The sequence below is a fragment of the Legionella bozemanae genome, from assembly GCF_900450575.1.
In the GTDB taxonomy this organism is placed as follows: domain Bacteria; phylum Pseudomonadota; class Gammaproteobacteria; order Legionellales; family Legionellaceae; genus Legionella; species Legionella bozemanae.
Genome location: NZ_UGGY01000001.1, coordinates 3,142,162 through 3,159,321, shown reverse-complemented (window position 1 = coordinate 3,159,321; position 17,160 = coordinate 3,142,162). Strand labels below are relative to the sequence as shown.

The following is a 17,160-nucleotide window of genomic DNA, read 5'->3' as shown; positions in this document are numbered from 1 at the left end:
TTTTTGTATATTTCGATCGCATTTTAAAAATCGAATTAAACTAAGAATGTATTTTTACTGACAATTCTAAAATAAATTCCGCAACCAATTCTGTCATACTGGGATAATCCGTATAAGCCTTGATCGGAATAGGTTGCGTCACTCGCTCTCCAGTTTTTTGAGACTCTTCTAACATGATTTTGACTTTTGCTCCTTCATGACAAACGAAATAAACATCAGATTCAGGTCTACGTAAAAACTGTGCTTGAAACGATTTAAAAACAAGGGAAATTTTAAGTCGCTTCTGTGACGCATGATAAAAGGCATGTAAACCTCCTGCCAAGTCAGCGCCAGCACATAGGGCACCGAAATACATGGAATGTAAATGATTGCGACTGCGTCTTTTTAAGGGCAGACAAACAATAATGTCAGTATCATTAAGCTGGAGCAGTCGCGGTCTTAAATAACCGAGCAAGGGTACTTTAAAATGACTAAATGTCCAGAGAAAAAATTTAAAACGAGTTAAGGTATTCATGAATTTTCCTTTTTTACCCATTGAAACACTTGATTATTGCTTGGTATATAAAGAGGACATGAGGGTATGAAAAATATGAGCCATAACAGAATCCTTGTAAAAAAACTGCATATTTGAATCCGATTAACTTTTTAAAAAGAATAACTTAATCTTTTATTGTAGTATAAAATTTGCAGTAAAAATATGTCTCCAATAATCTTTGCAAGGTAAATGTTTGCTAGGTGAAATAGATTGAATGTGATTTTTTATTTTTTTTGCGTATAATTATATAGTTTGTAGCCGCGAAATATAACCAAACTCAGTTGTTTAAACCAATTTATCGAATTTTATGCAAACTATCACCATACGTGGTGCAAGAACCCACAATCTTAAAAATCTCGACTTGGATTTGCCACGTGATCAATTAATTGTAATTACGGGGTTATCCGGTTCAGGTAAGTCTTCTTTAGCCTTTGATACTTTATATGCAGAAGGGCAGCGTCGCTATGTGGAGTCTTTATCCGCTTATGCGCGGCAATTTCTAGCAATGATGGAAAAACCTGACGTTGATTCGATAGAAGGTTTATCTCCGGCAATTTCTATCGAGCAAAAAGCGACCTCCCATAATCCTCGTTCTACAGTGGGTACTATTACCGAAATTTATGATTATTTACGTTTACTTTATGCACGTGTAGGAGAACCTCGTTGCCCGACACACCACGTTAGCCTGCATGCGCAAACGATTAGTCAGATGGTAGATCAGGTTTTAGCTTTGCCTACTGACAGTAAAGTGATGATTTTGGCTCCAGTGGTGCGTGAACGCAAAGGAGAGCAGGTCCAGTTATTGCAGCAATTGCAAGCTCAAGGTTATGTACGTGCGCGTATTGATGGTGTGCTTTATGAGTTAGATTCCCCTCCTAAGCTAGGTTTACGCACGAAACATACTATTGAAGTCGTTGTGGATCGTTTTAAAGTCAGACCTGATATTGCTCAGCGTTTAAGTGAGTCATTTGAAAATGCTTTAAATTTGGCAGAAGGTCTTGCAATAGTAGCCTCTATGGAGGATCAATTTGCTGATCTCGTTTTTTCTTCCAAATTTGCCTGTCCTGAATGTGGATACAGCCTCAGTGAGTTAGAACCCAGGCTTTTTTCTTTTAACAATCCTGTAGGAGCTTGCCCTTCTTGCGATGGATTGGGGGTTGATCAGTTTTTTGATCCTGAGCGGATCATCCATGACCAAACAGCAAGTTTGGCCGAAGGAGCCATCCGTGGATGGGATAAAAAAACCACTTATTATTTCTCGATGCTTGAGTCGCTTGCACAACATTACGGCTTTGATACCGATACTGCATTTTGCGATTTGCCCGAAGAAGTGCGGCAAATTGTTCTATACGGCAGTGGAGGTGACATTATAGATTTTCATTATCATCGGCCCAACGGTGGGTATATGGTAAAGCGACATGCATTCGAAGGAATTATTCCGAATATGCAGCGGCGTTATCGCGAGTCTGATTCGGGAATGATACGTGAAGAGCTTGCTAAATATTTATCATCTCGTCCTTGTCAGAGTTGTCATGGTACACGATTACGCGAAGCAGCACGGCATGTGTTTATAGATGATAAAAATTTACCTGAAGTTACTGCATATTCGATTGAAAAAGCTTATGTGTTTTTTAAAAATTTACGGATGACAGGATATAAGGGTGAAATTGCGGCGAAAATTAATAAAGAAATTGTTGAGCGATTAGGATTTTTGGTTAATGTAGGGTTGGATTACCTTTCATTAACTCGGAGTGCTGAAACTTTATCAGGCGGAGAAGCACAGCGTATTCGTTTAGCCAGTCAAATTGGTTCAGGCCTGGTTGGTGTCATGTATATCTTGGATGAACCCTCTATTGGACTGCATCAACGAGATAATGATCGGTTATTAAAAACATTGATGCATTTGCGGAATCTGGGAAATACGGTCATCGTAGTAGAGCATGATGAGGATGCGATTCGAAGTGCTGATTTTGTCCTGGATATAGGACCAGGGGCTGGGATACATGGTGGTGAAATTGTTGCTCACGGTACGCCACAAGAAATTATGCAATCACCTATTTCATTGACGGGGCAATATTTATCCGGGAAGCAATCCATAGCGATCCCTGACACTCGGTTACCTGTTAATACCGAAAAAATGATTCATTTGAAAGGAGTGGTTTGTAATAATTTACTTGATGTCGATGTCAGTATTCCTTTGGGCTTACTTACTTGCATTACGGGCGTTTCGGGGTCAGGCAAATCAAGTCTGATCAATGATACTTTATATCCAAGCGCCGCGAATCTGTTAAATAGGGCAAGTTTATATACTCCTGGTTCGGTCAAGGAGATTACTGGTTTAAGTTTATGCGATAAAGTAATTGATATTGATCAAAGCCCGATTGGCAGAACTCCTCGTTCCAATCCAGCTACATATACAGGTATCTTTACTCATATCCGAGAATTATTTGCAGCAACTCCTGAATCTAGAGCACGCGGTTATCAGCCAGGACGTTTTAGCTTTAATGTCCGTGGCGGACGTTGTGAAGCCTGCCAGGGAGATGGCCTTATTAAAGTTGAAATGCACTTTTTGCCTGATATTTATGTATCATGTGATGTATGCAAAGGAAAGCGTTACAATCGAGAAACTCTTGATATTCAATATAAAGGTAAAAATATTCACGAAGTTTTAGAAATGACTGTTGAAGATGCAAGTCATTTTTTTGCAGCAATTCCAGCATTAGCCAGAAAGTGTCAGACTTTGATGGATGTAGGTTTGTCTTATATTAAATTGGGACAAAGTGCGACTACTCTTTCAGGAGGTGAAGCTCAGAGAATTAAGTTGTCCCGTGAGTTATCAAAACGGGATACAGGAAGCACTTTATATATTCTTGATGAGCCTACAACAGGATTGCATTTTCATGATACCAAGCAGTTATTGGCAGTATTATTCCGTTTGCGATCGCAAGGGAATACGATTGTAATTATTGAACATAATTTGGATGTCATTAAAACGGCAGATTGGATTATTGATCTGGGACCTGAAGGCGGCAGCAAAGGGGGGCGTATTGTGGCAACAGGAACGCCAGAGCAAGTTGCTGAATGTGCGGCTTCTTATACGGGACAATTTTTGAAACCTATTTTGAATGTGCGATAATTTGCCCAGCTTAGAATTGACAGTTTTACTGTCTTGGTCAAAATAGTGCAATTTTACGTGCTTCGCTAATCACATATTTTATGTACGCTGCGTTTTGGTGTTCTAAAACTATTTTGGCTGAATCTAGTGAATTGTCGAGGCTCGTTCATAATATTGAATAGTTGTATGCGTAAAACAAGAACTCAATTATTGATCCAAGATATACATCATTTTGTGCTGCAAAATAGAAACAGGTTATCCAACATAAATAATAAGATGAAAATGGATACACCATCCAATTTTATTTTGACTCATCGTGCTCGCTCTTACGGTTTAGTTCAACACCCCTCAGAAATTCCCCTGTTTTTTTTATCATTTTCGATCTATAACTAAATTGTAGAAAATTTTACATAGGAAGAAAAATGAGTACTTTTTTTATTGCCCTTATCATTATTGTAGTACTTATATTTTTATGGGCTATTAGTATTTACAATACATTAATCCACTTAATTGAGGCGATTAATAACGACAAAAAACAAATAGATATCCAACTGGATCGACGCTTTAAGGTATTTGAATCTTTAATTGAAGCTGTAAAAAAATACATGGATTACGAGCAAACTACCTTAAAAGATGTCGTGGCTTTGCGTAATCAAGCTCAAGCAGCTAAAGCCGCAGGGGACGAAGAAGGGCGCATTGCTGCAGAAAACCAAATTTCACAGATTGCATCTGGACTTAATTTAGTATTTGAAAATTATCCTGATTTGAAAGCAAGTCAAAATGTCATGCAATTGCAGGAAGAAATCGTCAATACCGAAAATAAATTGGCCTATTCCAAGCAGGCTTATAACGATGGCATAGAACGTTATAACGCTAAAAAGAAATCATTCTTTGAATCCATGGTGGTATCTATGTTTGCTTCTACACTAGATAAAGAATTTGTTTACTGGGGACTTCCTGAAGAGCAGATTCAAGCAAAAGAAGACTATACCGTAAAATTTTGAGTTTAGAATATGAGTCTTCAAGACTATCATGGCGGTGTAGCGAATTGGCGCGCGCAAATACAGTTGAATCAACGCAAGACGTATGCGGTAATCGCTTTTTTTGTTGCAATTTTTTTTGCTGTGGGTTTTGTTGCTGATTTGTTTGTTTTGCAATCAGCTTACCCACAGGTTCCTTTACAGCAAATTTTTCTTGCGTTGATTCGTCTGCAGGTCACTCCCTATGCGACACTTCTTATGGTTGGTTTCGCTGTAGTATCATTGTTAATAACGTATGCATTTTACGATCGCATTATGTTATTAGGTACCGAATATCGTGAGATTACACCCAAAACAGCCAAAAATTTGCAGGAACAACAATTATATAATGTAGTCGAGGAAATGAAGGTTGCTGCTGGTTTGCAGTATATGCCCAAAGTTTTTATTATCGAAGCAGATTATATGAATGCGTTTGCAAGCGGGTATAGTGAAAAATCAGCAATGGTTGCAATTACCCGAGGTTTAATAGAAAAGTTGAATAGGGCAGAACTGCAAGCAGTAATGGCTCATGAATTAAGTCATATTCGTCACTATGATATTAAATTAACCCTAATGGTGGCGGTTTTGAGTAATATTCTTTTGATTGCAGTGGATATGTTGTTTTATTCAGCAGTATTTAAACGAGATGGAAGACGTGGAGACAATCGATTATTAATGGTTATTATAGTTCTTCGTTATGTCTTGCCTTTAATTACTATTTTGTTAACCTTATTCTTAAGTCGAACACGTGAATATATGGCTGATGCAGGCTGCGTAGAGTTAATGCGTGACAATGAACCTTTAGCTCGGGCATTACTCAAAATTAGCGACGATCATCAGCAATATGCGGAGCATTATTCAGAGGAATACGGTAATACGCCTCATGAGCAGGTCAGGCAGGCATCATATCTCTTTAATCCATCGGATATTGATCCTGTGAAATCTTTAAGTAATGCTTTTGCAACACATCCTTCGATTGAGCAACGTTTACGGGCTTTGGGATTTAAGCGTAAGTGAAAAACTCAAAAATAGAAATAATGTTTGTAGGATCTCTATGACTCTGTTCTTGTATAATCTTATATTTTAAGTTTATGATTATACCCCAAAAGTGACTACCTTCTCTGAAAAGGAATTTAGATGTGATGAAAATACAATCCTTAATTTTATCAGTTTTTTTGATATGCAATGGATTCTGCGTTAATGCAAATACGTTGTCAAAAGATGAAACAACAAATAACACAAAGATTTCGGAGTATCTGAAGAAAATAACGCCAGAATTTCTCTATGGGTATACCGATTTTAATTTTGATTCGACTTCAGGTGCAAATTTTAACCGGTATAACGGATATTCAAATCTTTATTCTGCGGGAGCTGACCACATTTCCTTAGGCCAGACCATGATGGCAGGTATTTATTATTTTAGAATTAATAGTGCGCTTAGTTCTGAGTTTTTATTAAACCCAGGATTTGTAACTACTTCTGACCAGACCATACATAACAATACAATTTTCGGCCATATATTTAAAGTGTTCACTCCTCAGATTTATGCTGATGTATCAGGAGGTTATGGGTACAATAAATTTAATACGGTAACCGAAATTGCGATGGCTCCAACTCCGTTAATCGCTCAAGCAACTAATAATAATGACAACTGGTTTATCGGCGTGAATGGAATTTATAGAAAAACTTGGAAACAGTTGCTCATGAGAGCTAATCTCGGGGTGCTGTACAGTGAAATTAATACTGGAAGATATAATTACTTTTTCCCATCTACTGCTACATTTCAAGTGATTGAGCCATTAACAAATAAAGCTACTTTAATTTTGGAAAATATTGAATTGGGTTATTTTGTTAAGCCTTCAGTAATGCCTTTTATTAGCGGCGGACTAATTCAAGTAGCACAATTTTCAAATAGTCGTCCACTTGTCGATCCCGCAAGCATAATAAATGGTTCTCTTCCTCAATTGAATATGGATAGAAGCGGATTTCGCGTAGGTGGGGGTATTGCCATAACTTATAAAAATGCAACCATTCGTGTTGAGGAAAAATATTATAATGCTGGTGGAGTTTTTCAGAGTTATCAAACTTTAGCTGCATTAGAATATAAATTTGCTTAAGTCCCGTTTAATACCATTAAGGCCTTGTGACTCAATCTAGCGAATTGTAAATGAGGCCCTGGGTTTGCCCACTTTCTGGTTTTGTTAAGGAAAGTATTTAAGGACAATATTTAGTGAAGAAGGATCGTTATTTCTCACCGAAATCATTAAAATCTAAAGGGACACAAGTCCTTCTAGGTCTTTTCTGGTCCGCTCTTATCTTTTTGGTTGATGTAATTCACATTCCTCTACTTAGTTCATTCATTACCCAGTTGGACTATCGAACTTATGATCAAGTCGTCCAATTAAACTGGCGTCCACATCAAACAATTCCTCGAATTGTTATCATTGATATTGATAATAAGTCAGTGGAGCAAGAAGGACGATGGCCTTGGCCCAGAAACAAAATTGCGACTTTAATTAATAAGTTAAAACAAAATGGTGTTGTGACCATAGGAACAGATATCGTTATGGCTGAGGCAGAAGTAAATTATGCAATAGGCCTCAAGAATGAAATACAGAAATTAATGCCTCAATTACCCTTAGAGCAAAAGCAGTTACCTGATTTGCTTGAGCAAATAGCCCCCAAAGTGGATAACGATCGTATTTTGGCTCAATCATTATTGGATCATAATGTGGTGTTGGGTTTTTTATTTCATAATGATAAAGAAATCAGGAAGGGGGTATTACCTTCACCTTTAACTAATCCAGAAAATAATTATTTATACAGAGATAATCTGCCTCTATATCAATTTTCCGGATATAACGGCTGTTTGCCATTATTTCTAGAAGCGTCGACACAAGCGGGAACAGTTACAAACGTGCCGGATTTGGACGGCACGATACGACATGGGCTTATGTTAGCAAGCTATGACAATAAACTATACGCTACATTGGCGCTTGCAACCGCTATGAATTATTTGATGGTAAAACATGTCACCCTTAAAATGCGCCATCATCAATTGTATGGAATTCAAATGGGTAATGTATTTATACCTACAAACGCGTATGGACAGATTCTTATTCCATTTTGGGGACAGATTGGCGCACATAATTATTATTCTGCGACAGATATCATCCAAGACAAAATTAATCCAGAGGAATTGCAAGGGGCAATTGCCATTATTGGGTCAACAATAATCCTTTTGGCTGATCTGCATCAATCTCCGGTTGCCCAATCGTACCCTGGCGTTGAGATGGTAGGAAATATGGTTCAAGGTATTGTCGGGCAGCAATTGGTATCAGAATATGATTGGAGAACTCCCAAAGCGCGAGTGTATTTAATATTAATCGGAGTATTTTTTACTTTTTTATTTTCTATTTTGAGTGTTTCCAGAATTTTGATCCTGGCCGTAATAAGTATTATCGGTATCTGGGCCTTATCTATTTATTTGTTTGTCTATGAAAGTTTATATCTTCCTATAGCACTGATTTTAACCTTAATCGTGCTTCAGACTATAACGAATTATGGCTATTTATTTATTATTGAAAGAAGACAGAAAAGAAAAATAAATCAGCTGTTTGGACATTATGTTCCAGAAGATTATGTTAAAGAGCTTATAGAATCTCCTCAGCAATACAGCATGGAAGGGCAAGAGCGAAATATGACGGTCCTATTTAGTGATATACGTAATTTTACAAGTCTTAGTGAGAACTTGGAAGCGTCTAATGTGAAGCGCTTGTTAAATGCTTTTTTCACGCCCATTACTGAAATAATTTTTAGCTTTAGAGGAACGATTGATAAATATGTAGGGGATATGATTGTTGCGTTTTGGGGAGCTCCTATGCTTGATGAAGAGCATGCCTCTCATGCGATTATGTGCTCGCTTACGATGGTAAAGCAATTGCCTGAAATCAATGAAAAAATGCAGGAAAAAGACTTACCTGCAGTTAGTTTTGGGATTGGCCTAGCAACAGGATTGATGAACGTTGGTGACATGGGTTCAGAATTTCGCCGTGCGTATACAGTCATTGGAGATACAGTGAATCTTGCATCGCGTTTACAAGATCTCACAAAATTTTACCAAGTCACTATTTTAGTGAGTGATAAAACACGTGCAGGACAAGATCAGTTTATCTGGAGAGCCATAGATAAAATTACTGTTAAGGGGCGAAAAAGTGGATTGACTATCTATCAGCCCCTCGGTAAGGTTAGTGATGTTTCTGAAGAAGTTTTAACTCAGTTGGAAGAGTACCATAGAGCTTTAGAAGATTATTATGCTCAGAATTGGTCGTCCGCAGAAAAAAAATTTGCTATGCTAAAAACCAAATTTCCAAATGTTTATTTATATCAGATGTATCTTGAGCGTGTTAAAGCATTTATGGAAACCCCCCCTCCTGAAAACTGGGATGGAATTTACATGCATCAGCATAAATGATCTTTCATTATTTATCGAAAGATTCTAATGGCTAAGGATTGTAACTACTTTGTAATGGAAAAAATTGTACAGGAATATATATGAAAAAAGTAATATTTACAGGATTATTGATGCTAGCAAGTCAGCTATTTGCTCAATCGGCTGCCACCGTTTTATTCACCCAGAAAAAAGTTGTAGCACGTCATAATGGTGCTGAGCGAGGGATTACTCGTGGCTCTAGTGTAGGAGTTGGGGATGAAGTGGTGACCGGTGATGGTGCCGCAGCGAATCTGCAATATACAAATGGCGCATTGGTTAGTATGGGAGAAAATTCGAACTACAAAATTTTGGCTTATGCTCCTAAGGAAGCGGTACAAATTAAGGCAGAGTTAAGTAAGGGTAAACTTGAAATAAAAACACCAGAAAAAATAAAAGAATCACTTAAAACTCCAATTTTATCGCTTGCAATACTTGGAACAAATGTTCGTGTCTATGTCGTTGGAAAAGCGACTTACATTCAAGTGATCGAGGGGCTTGTTTTGGCAAGGGGTGAATATCTTCGACCTGGTGCAAGTGTTCGGGTTACCGCAGATCGTATGATAAATGCTCCTTTCCCTAAAGAAGGTGAGGTTAAAACTGCAGCAGTTACAGCTGTTTCAGTAATCGAAACTGAAACTGGAAGTACTGCCAGTACTGGAAGTGGTAGCGGTGCTGATAGTGTATCATTTGTTTCTACCGTTGAAGTAATGAGTACATCAACTACTACTGCAACAGAAGCTGCTCAGGTTGCTGCTATAGCTGATATCTCATTAGTTTGTCAGACTCCTGCTACGCTTTAAGAAATTACTGACCCTGGGTGAAGCAAGTGCGTAACCCAGGAAATCTGATGAGATAAAGCAGCATATCCTTGCTGCTTGCCACTGTCCCTTGATCGTATCTGCCTAAATCCCGCGAACAAGTCGCGGGGGTGGGACATCGGAGTAGAGTTGGCTGGTTTTTCTGAGATGTGTATAAGATTCGCTTGCTTGCAACCAGATTACCCTTCTATAAGCAACACCTGTAATTAAATTTAGAGTTGTATTTTCACTTATCTTTTTAATCATTAGAATTATGATTATTCGCGAAACCCTACTCCTTTTTTTAATAAAATCATATTGATGAATGTGAGTAACGCTAACATAAGACAAATAATTCCCATGGCTAAACGGATATCGACCTCACTTTGGCCAATCATTGCTTGTCTCAGTGCATTAACCATATATAAAATGGGATTCAACCATGATACTTTTTGCCAAAACTCAGGAAGCATATTGATGCTGTAAAATACGCCACCTAAATACGTTAGTGGAGTGAGTATAAAGGTTGGGATAATCATAATATCATCGAAATTTCGAGCAACCATTGCATTCGTGAAACCTGCTAGAGAAAATACAGCAGAGACGAGCAACACAACCAATAGGGTCATTGGTAAGTGACTTAATTCAATGGTTAAGAAAAAACATGCAATAAGATAAACCAAAATAGCAACGATTAGCCCTCTAAAAACCCCGCCCAAAACATAGCCAAGTAGTAATAGGCTGTTATGCATTGGACTGACAAGCATTTCTTCTATACTTTTTTGGAAGCGGACACTGTAAAGCGAAGAAGATACGTTACCGTAAGAGTTAACAATGACTGACATCATAATCAATCCAGGAGCAATGAACATTGGATAGCTGACGCCTTGAATGGGGCCGATACGCGGTCCGATTAAACTACCGAAGATAAGAAAGTACAGCGTAGTTGTAATTACTGGAGGTAAAAAAACTTGGCTTGCAATGCGAAACATGCGTACAAGCTCGCGTCTTACCAAAGTGTATAATGCAATAACTTGTTGTTTAATGGCCATTTTTTATAAGATCCAAAAAGAGTTCTTCCAAACGATTGGTTTTATTTCGCATGCTGTGAATTTTTATTCCGTGCTGGCTAAACAAGGCAAATGCATCATTTAAATTCAAATTGTTATCGACACGGAGTTCTATAGTGGTGCTATCAATTAGAGTAGGTTTAAAGGGATGTAAATCGGGTAAAATATCGATACGATTTTCTGTGTTAAAGATAAAGGTTTGATGACGAAGTGTTTGTAGTAAAGCCTTCATCGAGGAATTTTTTATAATTTCTCCTTTATCAATGATGGCAATGTTTTTACATAACTGTTCTGCTTCTTCCAGATAGTGGGTGGTGAGAATAATGGTTGTTCCTTCTGCATTGGTTCGAGTGAGAAATTCCCACATACTGTGTCTGATTTCTATATCTACGCCAGCTGTAGGCTCATCAAGAATAAGCACCTTAGGTTGATGCACTAATGCCCTAGCGATCATGAGCCGGCGTTTCATTCCACCGGACAAGTGTCGTGCTATAGAATGCCTTTTCTCCCACAGACCTAATTGGTGCAGGAGTGAGTCAACTCGCGGTTGTGCATTTTTTCGTGAAATTCCATAATATCCTGCTTGATTTAGCAGGGTCTGGACGCAGTTTTCAAAAATATTAAGGTTGATTTCTTGAGGTACAAGGCCTAAACAGGATTTGGCTTTCTCTGGCTCTTTTTCCAAATCATAACCATGAATACTGATACTGCCTGATGTTTTATTGAGTAAAGTAGAAATTAAACCAATGGTTGTCGATTTTCCCGCACCATTCGCACCTAATAAAGCAAAAAAATCACCTGTATGTATGGTTAAATCAATGCCTTTTAATGCTTGTACACCATTAGCATAAGTTTTATATAATTGTTTAATGTCTAAGGCATGCATAGAAGCTTAAGTGAAAATAAAAAATATTATTATACACAATAATGACATTAATTCGCTCCGTTTAAATTGGAAAACTCACCTCGATTCAGCAAAAAATGAGAATGAGTTTTCATCCATCCGGTAATACTGTATCGAGGCTGATGCGTGATACACACTTCATGGGGTAATTCACTATTAAAGCAAATGAAACGATTTTCTAATGGCAAAACGTTTTCAATTAACTGATCTTGGGAATTATAAAGTTTTAATTCTCCTCCAAATTCAGCTTTCCAGTGCTTATTTAAATAATATACACAGGAAATTTTCCGTGTCTTTTGCATAGCGAATTGGTCGATATGTTTTTTGTAAAAAGTACCAGGTTGATATGCGGCGAAGTGCGTTTCAAATTCATGCAAACCCAAAAAAAGTGACTGATTTAATATTTGAGCTAACTGCTGTATTCGTTCTAAAAAGATTTGTATTGCCGGATGTGTTTCTTTTTCATCCAACCAAAAAATTTCATCAGTGCGAATGACTTCATTTTGATGCGATTCAAGTTTAAGGCCTATTTTAGCACCTCGAAACAATCCTTGTTCATACAATTCGCAGGCCATTGCCTGTAATGATTGGCATTGAGATGATTCAAGAAAACCATCAATAATATAGAATCCTTGGTTACAAAGCTCATGAATAAGTTGTTCCGAATCAATGGATCTCTTTCCAAACTCTACTGAGGGGGTAAATTGCTTCATCGATGCAGTGCTCGAGTTCTCATGTGACTGCGTGTACACTCCGGTTCTCCGCTCTGTGTCTTCTCGCACTTCACTCCCCTCAGCAAGTTTGGAAAGAAATCTAATCAAAGCACACGTCCTTCAAGTTGATATTCATATTCGCGCCATTGTGGCATAAATTTACTCATTAACCCATAAAAACGTTTATTATGACTTGGTTCTAATAAATGGATTAATTCATGAACAAGAACATACTCAAGACAAATAGAAGATTTTTTGATTAAGTTGAGATTTAGCCAAATACGTGCAGCTTTAGTATTACATGAGCCCCAACGTGTTTTCATTTTTCTTATTCCCCATTCAGCTACTTTGACCCCGATAACCGCTTCCCAGTGTTGAATGAGCTCAGGCAATAATGCCTGCATTTGTTGTTTGTACCAACGCTCAAGAATGGTTTGTATCTGAGCAGGTGAACTATTTGGTTGAGTATAACAATACATCAATTCATTATTGATTTTAATTTGTGTAGGACCGTGATGTTCTTCAATGATTAATAAATACTTTTTCCCCTGGAATGCTACAGTAGATCCCATTTTAAAGGGGCAATCTTCTTCAACAGGGCGATTACGAATCCGTTCTCTTTGTTGATGAATCCATGCACTTTTAGATTCAAGACTTTGTCTGATAAGTTGTTCACTGAATCGAAGAGGAGCGCTTACCTTAACTAAACCATCAGGGGGATAAATGCGTAAGTGCATATTTTTGATTTTTTTTCTTAATATTTCTATGGGAATACCATCGAACTCAATGATCATCTCATTAATCTACTTCTAGCCTGGGCGCAGCGCAGCAGAATCCCGATAGCTAAGTTTCATAAAAACCCAGGCTTCGCTGCGCTGCGCCCAGGCTGTGATGCCTCCCAAAAAGTTACTAAGGGAGTCAAATCAAAGCTATTGTACTATCTCTGCGCCCCGATACAAGGACTGTCTATATATTCGCCATTAATATCCAAAACCATATTAACATTGGCACGTTGATATCGAGCCAGTATATCGTACTCTTGTTTTGTAATGTAGCCGTAGGAGTTACCACAATATACGAGTGATGTGGCTCCAGGTTTGGGCTTAACTTGTACCGGTAAATCACATTCCCAACGAAATTGGGTTAAATCGCAATTTGCGAAAGCTAAATTAAAGGGTAAAAGAGATACAGCAAAAGTAACATACCATTTCCTTTTCATAGTGTGCACCATTTGCATGTTTATGTTTTTTAAGTATAGGATAAGATTCAAAAAAAGCATTAAAAGGATCGTTATGCTCTCTTCCAGTTTTGAATACATTCAAGCTCTGCGTGAAGGTAAATATCTTCAATTTTTAGGATGGACTGATTTTATTACCCATACTCATGAGCTCAAGGACGCAGATGACACAGTAAATTTTTTGATTTTTGAATGGTTAAACAATGGTTATTTAGAAGAAGATGCAAAAAAATTAGCGGTCTTACAAGCAGTATTTGATTCAGAGTCCAGGCCTTTGCAAGGAAAATTAGATTATTCTTTCAAAGCAATTACCATTGCGTTGTTTGTCTGCATGGTTTTTCAGAGATTTGGTGTAGAAGTGACCTTGTCTCCAGAAAAAAAAGTAACACGGAATACAGTAAAGCAGTTAATTGAAGAAAAACTTGGCGAGCTGAATGCATTTACTTATAAGGAGCGATTAGAAGGGATGCAAACCCAATTTTATCAATGGGTAGAACATGTCGATGCAAGGGACGTAATGGATGTTTTTCAAAAAGTTGATGCCATTACGAGACCGAGATATCTTCTTGAGGATTATATTTTGCACTTAGAACGCATCAAACTAAAAGACGATGAGCTGTATCCTACGCGATTAAGTATGGCCAGACGTTTTCTTGGTTATTTATATGAACAAACTGAATTGACACCAGAGGTAATGGAGGTAATTGCTACGTATGTGAACTCACTTCGTGAATTGCATCCTGGTAAAGGAGAGATGGAACGTTTGGATGAAATTTCCCCTCCTTCAACTCTGGTACATACTTGGAGGTGGGTGGCTGGAATAGGAATTAGTTTTTTTAGTATTGTTTTACGTGAAAAATCAATTGGTGAATTAATTTCCGGTGCAACTGTAACTTCTAATTCAATTGACGCAACTAGTCCTGAGCTAAAAAAATAAATCGTCCAAGAAGGGATTTATAAAAATTTAGTTAAAATTTGGTAATTTTTTAGTCCCATCGTTTGGTATTTAATACCGTTTTGTTCATTTCTGCTACACTTAAAAGCACGTATCTCTATATCTGAAAAGATAAGATGCGGGGCGTTGTGTAGTGTTGGGAGTTGTTTTGGATGTAAACCACGTTTCCATTGTTTCATGGAATGTATGTGAATCCACTCATTCTGACTAGATATACTGACTCTTACCGACTTGATATTCACAAGTTGTTGTTTTCATGTGTTTCGAAGAGGTAAAAATGAACTTCAAATCAGTAATGCTTTCCATACAGGGATGGTTTGATACCAGTTTAAAAGAAAAAAATTTAAAGCAAGGAACAATCCATTGGGCTCGAGTTTTTATTTTTATACTGGTCCATTTAAGTTGTTTGGCCGTTTTTTGGGTTGGATGGAGTTTCACCGCGGTTTTTACTGCGATATTCCTTTTCTATCTCAGAATGTTTGCTATTACAGGTTTTTATCATCGTTATTTTTCACATAAGACTTTTAAAATGAACCGCTTTTGGCAATTTATTTTTGCCGTATTAGGTAATTCCGCTTCTCAACGCGGCCCGCTTTGGTGGGCAGGGCATCATCGTCTTCACCATCGCTATACAGAGGAACAACAAGATCCGCATTCTCCAATCCAACACGGTTTATTATGGAGCCATGTTGGATGGATTTTTTATTCAGATAATTTTAAAACGGATTATGAATCAGTACGGGATTTTGCGAAATATCCAGAATTACTTTGGTTAAATCGACATGATAATATTGTGCCTATTTGTTTGATATTAATCCTGTTTGCTGTAGGAACTTTATTAGAAAATTATTATCCAGACCTGCATACTAGTGGAATGCAGTTAGTGATTTGGGGCTTTTTTATTTCAACTGTTGCACTATTTCATGTTACTTTTTCTATTAATTCCATCTCGCACGTATGGGGTACACAAACATTTCAAACGGAAGATAAGAGCCGTAATAACTTTTTTCTTGCTTTACTTACTATGGGTGAGGGATGGCACAATAACCATCACTATTATCCACGATCTGCCAGTCAAGGGTTTCGTTGGTGGCAAATAGATATAACTTATTATTTATTATGCTTCTTAGAAAAGATTAACGTTATTTATGAAATGAACAAGGTTCCCTTGGAATTAAAAAAGGGTAAGTTACCCGCTCAAAAAAACAACTAATGAAAACGTTTGATGCGGTCAAATAAAGAATAGCCAGGCCTGGTTAAACAGCTTATTTATAAAGACCGATTCACCTCGTAATTTATAAGGTCTAGAATCATTCTCCATGCTTCATCACTATGAATGTTCTCGATGTGATGTTTTTAATAATCATCACATCGATACTGTTTCAGTTGCGCTTGAATTATCTATTCTTTTCGTACCCGTACTGTTGCAAGATTAAGGGCTTCGAGTTTCTTGATATAAAACCAACCAAGATCAAATTCATCATTTCTAAAAGAAAAGCAGGCGCTTGTAGGATTGGCATGGTGATTATTATGCAACTCTTCACCGCAAGCAAAGACACCCCAGCGAGTAACATTTTTGGAGGCATTATTCACTTCAAAATTAGTATAGCCTTTACTATGAGCGATGCCATTAACATAAAATGTTGCAATTAATGTCTCCATAATTAATTGAGCACTCCATACTGGTACAGCCCAGATGCCTATGGCTAGAAACTCCAGGAAGAAATAAACAAATGGGCCTTTCTTTGCGTGTTTTTCATATAAGTGTTTCTCTAAAAAGTCATTATTACGAATGTCTTTGAAGTGACGCACCATTTCATCACTCCTTGATAAATGAGTAATTTCTATGCCATAAAAAAACATATTTTTGAGTCCAAAAGTAACAGGTGAGTGTGGATCCTTTGCCGTATCAGTGTATTTATGATGAAGATGATGAGTTGCTACCCATTTTCTTCTTGATATGCCTGTCGTTAACCACATCCAAAATCTGAAAAAATGGGTTACACAAGGATGAAATTTTACTGCCCTGTGTGACTCTCCTCGATGTAAGTAAATCGTCGTGATAATCGCAGTTAAATGTAAGGAAAGTAAAAAGAAGATTGCAATATATAACCAATTTACTCCTAAAAGACCTTCTCTCAATGAGGGATATATTATGGCCAACGTCCACGTACTCCCTAATACAATAATTGAGAGAATAATTGATTCAATTAGAGCTGAATTAGATTTTTTCATGACAAACACCTTATACAACGTATAACTTTTGACAGTACCTAAATAATTCAAGAAATCCCCTTCCTAGGCACTCTTGAGATAAACTTTA

Annotated in this window: 15 protein-coding genes; 8 read left to right on the top strand and 7 right to left on the bottom strand. The window is 37.4% G+C overall.

The genetic code is table 11. The features are described 5' to 3' along the window. Positions 1-40: 40 nt before the first annotated feature. A complete protein-coding gene (locus DY223_RS13985) occupies positions 41-514 on the bottom strand; it encodes a DUF4442 domain-containing protein (RefSeq protein ID WP_058458760.1) in 474 nt (157 codons plus the stop codon). 328 nt (positions 515-842) lie between these two features. Here DY223_RS13985 and uvrA point away from each other — a divergent pair, with 328 nt between their 5' ends. The 6 genes from uvrA (at position 843) to DY223_RS13950 (ending at position 9,961) form a co-directional block, all read left to right on the top strand. After that, positions 843-3,671 carry an excinuclease ABC subunit UvrA gene (uvrA, locus tag DY223_RS13980; protein ID WP_058458759.1) on the top strand — a complete coding sequence of 943 codons (2,829 nt, stop codon included), beginning with the start codon at positions 843-845 and terminating at the stop codon, positions 3,669-3,671. A gap of 401 nt (positions 3,672-4,072) precedes the next feature. Then, the gene (locus DY223_RS13970) at positions 4,073-4,654 is read left to right on the top strand and encodes a LemA family protein (RefSeq protein ID WP_058458758.1); all 582 of its coding nucleotides are present in this window, start codon (positions 4,073-4,075) and stop codon (positions 4,652-4,654) included. 9 nt (positions 4,655-4,663) lie between these two features. Then, positions 4,664-5,686, top strand: a complete 1,023-nt coding sequence (gene htpX / locus DY223_RS13965) for a zinc metalloprotease HtpX (protein WP_058458757.1) — start codon at positions 4,664-4,666, stop codon at positions 5,684-5,686. Positions 5,687-5,811: 125 nt separating this feature from the next. Further along, the gene (locus DY223_RS13960; RefSeq protein ID WP_058458756.1) at positions 5,812-6,786 is read left to right on the top strand and encodes an autotransporter outer membrane beta-barrel domain-containing protein; all 975 of its coding nucleotides are present in this window, start codon (positions 5,812-5,814) and stop codon (positions 6,784-6,786) included. A gap of 113 nt (positions 6,787-6,899) precedes the next feature. Beyond that, positions 6,900-9,143, top strand: a complete 2,244-nt coding sequence (locus DY223_RS13955) for a CHASE2 domain-containing protein (RefSeq protein ID WP_058458755.1) — start codon at positions 6,900-6,902, stop codon at positions 9,141-9,143. Positions 9,144-9,223: 80 nt separating this feature from the next. Continuing rightward, positions 9,224-9,961 carry a FecR domain-containing protein gene (locus tag DY223_RS13950; protein WP_058458754.1) on the top strand — a complete coding sequence of 246 codons (738 nt, stop codon included), beginning with the start codon at positions 9,224-9,226 and terminating at the stop codon, positions 9,959-9,961. A gap of 275 nt (positions 9,962-10,236) precedes the next feature. On the opposite strand, the gene DY223_RS13945 is transcribed toward DY223_RS13950, so the two are convergent. The 5 genes from DY223_RS13945 to DY223_RS13925 form a co-directional block, all read right to left on the bottom strand. After that, entirely contained in the window at positions 10,237-11,010 is a 774-nt protein-coding gene (locus tag DY223_RS13945; RefSeq protein ID WP_058458753.1) for an ABC transporter permease, read from the bottom strand. Then, the gene (locus tag DY223_RS13940) at positions 11,000-11,914 is read right to left on the bottom strand and encodes an ABC transporter ATP-binding protein (RefSeq protein WP_058458752.1); all 915 of its coding nucleotides are present in this window, start codon (positions 11,912-11,914) and stop codon (positions 11,000-11,002) included. The genes DY223_RS13945 and DY223_RS13940 overlap by 11 nt, the downstream gene beginning before the upstream one ends. A 47-nt stretch (positions 11,915-11,961) precedes the next feature. Next, positions 11,962-12,645 carry a 2OG-Fe(II) oxygenase gene (locus tag DY223_RS13935; RefSeq protein WP_058458813.1) on the bottom strand — a complete coding sequence of 228 codons (684 nt, stop codon included), beginning with the start codon at positions 12,643-12,645 and terminating at the stop codon, positions 11,962-11,964. 104 nt (positions 12,646-12,749) lie between these two features. Next, positions 12,750-13,439, bottom strand: a complete 690-nt coding sequence (locus DY223_RS13930) for a M48 family metallopeptidase (protein ID WP_058458751.1) — start codon at positions 13,437-13,439, stop codon at positions 12,750-12,752. Positions 13,440-13,582: 143 nt separating this feature from the next. Further along, entirely contained in the window at positions 13,583-13,864 is a 282-nt protein-coding gene (locus tag DY223_RS13925; protein ID WP_058458750.1) for a hypothetical protein, read from the bottom strand. A 73-nt stretch (positions 13,865-13,937) separates the two neighbouring features. Between DY223_RS13925 and DY223_RS13920 the strand changes: the two genes are divergently transcribed. Further along, positions 13,938-14,819, top strand: coding sequence for a helical bundle domain-containing protein (locus tag DY223_RS13920; protein WP_058458749.1), 882 nt, complete (start codon positions 13,938-13,940; stop codon positions 14,817-14,819). A 295-nt stretch (positions 14,820-15,114) separates the two neighbouring features. After that, entirely contained in the window at positions 15,115-16,050 is a 936-nt protein-coding gene (locus DY223_RS13910) for an acyl-CoA desaturase (protein WP_058458747.1), read from the top strand. Positions 16,051-16,238: 188 nt separating this feature from the next. Here DY223_RS13910 and DY223_RS13905 read toward each other — a convergent pair whose 3' ends face one another. Then, positions 16,239-17,072 (bottom strand): acyl-CoA desaturase, encoded by an 834-nt coding sequence (locus DY223_RS13905; RefSeq protein ID WP_058458746.1) that lies wholly within the window; start codon positions 17,070-17,072, stop codon positions 16,239-16,241. Between the last annotated feature and the right edge of the window lie 88 nt (positions 17,073-17,160).

Coding starts and splice junctions, on each gene's coding strand:
- DY223_RS13920 (WP_058458749.1), top strand. CDS start 13,938: ATGCTCTCTTCCAGTTTTGAATACATTCAAGCTCTGCGTGAAGGTAAA.
- DY223_RS13935 (WP_058458813.1), bottom strand. CDS start 12,645: ATGAAGCAATTTACCCCCTCAGTAGAGTTTGGAAAGAGATCCATTGAT.
- DY223_RS13945 (WP_058458753.1), bottom strand. CDS start 11,010: ATGGCCATTAAACAACAAGTTATTGCATTATACACTTTGGTAAGACGC.
- uvrA (WP_058458759.1), top strand. CDS start 843: ATGCAAACTATCACCATACGTGGTGCAAGAACCCACAATCTTAAAAAT.
- DY223_RS13905 (WP_058458746.1), bottom strand. CDS start 17,072: ATGAAAAAATCTAATTCAGCTCTAATTGAATCAATTATTCTCTCAATT.
- DY223_RS13930 (WP_058458751.1), bottom strand. CDS start 13,439: ATGATCATTGAGTTCGATGGTATTCCCATAGAAATATTAAGAAAAAAA.
- DY223_RS13985 (WP_058458760.1), bottom strand. CDS start 514: ATGAATACCTTAACTCGTTTTAAATTTTTTCTCTGGACATTTAGTCAT.
- DY223_RS13970 (WP_058458758.1), top strand. CDS start 4,073: ATGAGTACTTTTTTTATTGCCCTTATCATTATTGTAGTACTTATATTT.
- DY223_RS13960 (WP_058458756.1), top strand. CDS start 5,812: ATGAAAATACAATCCTTAATTTTATCAGTTTTTTTGATATGCAATGGA.
- htpX (WP_058458757.1), top strand. CDS start 4,664: ATGAGTCTTCAAGACTATCATGGCGGTGTAGCGAATTGGCGCGCGCAA.
- DY223_RS13925 (WP_058458750.1), bottom strand. CDS start 13,864: ATGAAAAGGAAATGGTATGTTACTTTTGCTGTATCTCTTTTACCCTTT.
- DY223_RS13950 (WP_058458754.1), top strand. CDS start 9,224: ATGAAAAAAGTAATATTTACAGGATTATTGATGCTAGCAAGTCAGCTA.
- DY223_RS13940 (WP_058458752.1), bottom strand. CDS start 11,914: ATGCATGCCTTAGACATTAAACAATTATATAAAACTTATGCTAATGGT.
- DY223_RS13910 (WP_058458747.1), top strand. CDS start 15,115: ATGAACTTCAAATCAGTAATGCTTTCCATACAGGGATGGTTTGATACC.